This is a genomic window from Flavobacterium sp. YO12, from assembly GCF_004119495.1.
Classification (GTDB): Bacteria; Bacteroidota; Bacteroidia; order Flavobacteriales; family Flavobacteriaceae; genus Flavobacterium.
Genome location: NZ_NRQU01000129.1, coordinates 1 through 1720 on the forward strand (window position 1 = coordinate 1; position 1720 = coordinate 1720).

Consider the following 1720-nt stretch of genomic DNA (forward strand, 5'->3'; position numbering starts at 1 on the left):
GTTCGCTGTGCGAACGCTTTTTTTTATATAGCAGATTTCGAAATCTAAAATCTAAAATCTAAAATCTAAAATCTAAAATCTAAAATCTAAAATCTAAAATTAGATTGCTGTAACGATAGCTAAGAAATCATCAGCTTTTAAAGCTGCACCTCCAATTAAACCACCATCTACATCTGGTTTAGAGAAGATTTCTTTTGCGTTGTCTGGTTTTACAGAACCACCGTATAAAATAGAAACTTCGTCAGCTATTTCAGCTCCAAAAGCTTTACGGATCGTTTCTCTAATAAATTCGTGCATTTCTTGAGCTTGTTCTGGCGAAGCAGTTTCTCCAGTTCCGATAGCCCAAACTGGCTCATAAGCTAAAACAACTTTTGCCCAAGATTCTTTTGCAATGTGGAATAATCCGTCACGCAATTGATTTTCAACAATATTAAAGTGATTTCCAGTTTGACGGTCTTTTAATTCTTCACCAAAACAGAAAATTACTGTCATGTCGTGTTTTAGTGCTGTATCAACTTTATTTGCAATTAAAGCGTCAGTTTCGTGAAAAATAGCTCTACGCTCAGAGTGACCTAAAATCACAGTGTTAACTCCAACGCTTGTTAGCATATCTGCAGAAATTTCTCCTGTAAAAGCACCGCCTTCAGCTTGGTGAACATTTTGAGCAGAAACGCCAATAGTTGTATTTTTTAATTTTGCAGCAGCAGCTTGTAAGTTTACAAATGTTGGTGCAACAATTACTTGTGCAGTTGTTTGTGCTGGTATTTTTGCAATTAATTCATTCAATAATTCTTCAGTTTGCTCTGCATTTTTATGCATTTTCCAGTTTCCTGCAACAATTTTTTTTCTCATTGTGGTAGTTTTTATTATTCTTTTAATTTTTTGTTTTTATTGAAGTTTTATTAAATCAATTTCGATTTTTGAAATTGATATTTTAAAGGAGGTTATTTTAAACCTTTTAAAGTTTCATTAATTTTATCAAAATCAGTTTCAATTGCGCGATATAAAACAATTTTTCCTGTTTTGTCAACGATAATGTATCTCGGAATCCAATCTAGATCGATAGCTTTTCCAAAAACACCTTTCATACCGTCATTCATCATATAATGATCTCCTTTTATTTCGTGTTTTTCGATTCCAGCTTTCCATTTCTCAGCAGTTTTGTCAGCTGAAAGGAATAAATAAGAAACATCTGGATTATTAGCTTGCAGCTCTTTTACTTTTGGCATCGCTTTTACACAGTCACCGCACCATGAAGCCCAAACTTCGATAACTAAAGTTTTTCCTTTATATTTTTTTAAAATGCTTTTAAAAGCAGCTTGACCTCCATCAGTAGTTAATAATTTTTCAGATAAAGCTTCTTTAGAAAAACTTGTTTTTTGTGCTTGCGAGCAAGAGAACGTAATAAATGCAATAACGACAAGAGCTAATTGTTTCATATAAGATTTATATTTTTTAATGTAATTGACATATCGTTGTTCAAACTTTGAATTCCGATAATTTCATAAATTAATGTTTCCGAACAAAGTTAAACAAACAATTTGAAAGCCAAATGCAGATTAACAAATTTTGAATACTCGCTTATTTTGTAACAAAACGACAATTTTAGGTTAAAAAATGCGAATGAAATCGTAATAGTTGGCTCCAAAATTCACTATTTTTTTGAAAAGCCTTTTCAAAAGATCATAGAATTGTTAAAACTTTATTTTGTAGAATATTT

The 1720-nt window shown here is 31.5% G+C and carries 2 protein-coding genes; both read right to left on the bottom strand.

Annotation, left to right across the window (positions count from 1 at the left end; translation table 11 throughout):
- Nucleotides 1-99: 99 nt before the first annotated feature.
- Entirely contained in the window at nucleotides 100-852 is a 753-nt protein-coding gene (gene tpiA / locus BOW55_RS20600; protein WP_089058093.1) for a triose-phosphate isomerase, read from the bottom strand.
- A gap of 92 nt (nucleotides 853-944) precedes the next feature.
- Entirely contained in the window at nucleotides 945-1439 is a 495-nt protein-coding gene (locus BOW55_RS20605) for a TlpA disulfide reductase family protein (protein ID WP_089052265.1), read from the bottom strand.
- Nucleotides 1440-1720 lie beyond the last annotated feature (281 nt).